This is a genomic window from Kitasatospora sp. NPDC092286 (assembly GCF_044755565.1).
In the GTDB taxonomy this organism is placed as follows: domain Bacteria; phylum Actinomycetota; class Actinomycetes; order Streptomycetales; family Streptomycetaceae; genus Kitasatospora.
In genome coordinates this window covers 1-1,483 of sequence record NZ_JBIVRD010000125.1, presented here as the reverse complement: position 1 = coordinate 1,483, position 1,483 = coordinate 1, and the positions used below count along the sequence as shown (strand labels likewise).

At 69.9% G+C, this 1,483-nt stretch carries 1 protein-coding gene and 1 pseudogene; both read right to left on the bottom strand.

Going from position 1 to position 1,483, the window contains the following annotated elements; genetic code table 11:
* The coding region (locus ACIQIB_RS39470) for an IS4 family transposase (RefSeq protein WP_400764305.1) at positions 1-848 on the bottom strand (848 nt) is incomplete at its 3' end.
* A 160-nt stretch (positions 849-1,008) separates the two neighbouring features.
* Positions 1,009-1,368 (bottom strand): annotated as a pseudogene (locus ACIQIB_RS39465) (transposase); the annotation flags it as partial.
* Positions 1,369-1,483: the final 115 nt, after the last annotated feature.

Here is a 1,483-nt window from a genome sequence, read left to right as displayed (position 1 = left end):
TCGCGCCTGGTAGTGCCGTCCTCCAGCGTGACGGTGATCCAGGCCTCGACCACGCGTACCGTCAGGGTTCCGTAGCCCTGGCCGGCCCGGTAGGGGCCGGCCAGACGCGTCAGGTAGGAGCCGTCCGGCAGACGCTGCCCGATGGTCGGGCGACGGCTGGCCGAAGAGCGCACCAGGAACTGGGCGCCAGTCGCGTGGACGTCGCGCAGGAAGGCGACCGCGTCGTAGCCGGCGTCCGCGAGCAGCAGCATCCGGGCACTCAGGCAGCTCAGTAGTCTTGTGGTGTAGGCGAGTTCGCCCTCGGCTTCGGGGCCGAACGCGGCTGCGATCACCGCGCGGGTGCCGGTCTCGACCAGGGTGACCAGCCGCAGCACGGGGTAGGCGAACTCGTACTGGGGCCCGTGCCGTTTGGGGAAGCGGGCGGTGACCGGGTCGCGGTCGGGCAGCCGCAGGCTGGTGCCGTCCACGGCGACCGTTCGCATCCCGGACCAGAACGCCCCCGGCCTGTCCGTCCAGGCCACCGCCCCGGCCAGGGACTCGAACACGAGCCGCAGAGGTTCCGGCCCCAGCCGCCGGCGGGCCCGCGACAGCGAGGAGGAGTGCGGGCGCACCGGAACGAGCGCACCCAGACCGGCGGTGAGCTTGTCCCACACCGCGCGGTACGAGCAGTCCCCGAACAGCGCCGGCGCGAGGACGAAGTACACGACCACTCGCGCGGGCAGCAGCCGGATCCGCCGCTGCACCGCCCTGCTCTCCTCAAGCACCGCGTCCACCAGCGCGAAGTCCACCAACTGCGTCAGCTCGCCCAGATGGCCCGGCGCGAACACCCCCGCCGCTACCGTGACCACCCGTGTGATGACAGACTTCTCCTGCAACGGGACCCCTGTGCTTGATCGACTTTCTTCGCCGATCGTTGATCTACAGGAGTCCCGTTGCCTCGTTCAACCCCCTTGACCAGCACGCTCACGCCATAACGCAGCAGCGTTGAACAGCTTCTCATCTTGCTCTTTAACCTCGCGCGGCGAGGTGGGCTTGGAGCGTGGGTTCGCGTTTGACGGTCTTGCCGACGTCGTGGCGGGGTGCCGGCTTGCGGTTCTTCGAACCTGGTGGCCGTCTTGGGCCCGGCCGGGAGGGTTTCGGCACGCCAGCCGGAGTGAGGACCTTCGCGCGGATGTTGCGGAACCCGCGGCGGACCCGGGCCGGGGTCAACTTTGCTGTGGGCAAGGGGCGTTCCCAGGGACGGCGCAAGTCGGCGGCCAGCGGGCGGGCCAGGCGGAGCTGGGTGTGGGCAACAATGACCAGCCAGGTCCACAGGTCGGCGGTGTCCGGTGCGCGGAAGTGCGGCGCGGTCCAGCCCAGGGTGCCCTTGAGTGTGGACGGTCAGCGATTTCGGCTCTGTCGCTGATCTTGTGATCGAGCCGGTCAGGTCCGGCACAGGATGCGGGTGCGGAGGAGGTCGAAGTTCGCGCGGCCGTATCCGTCC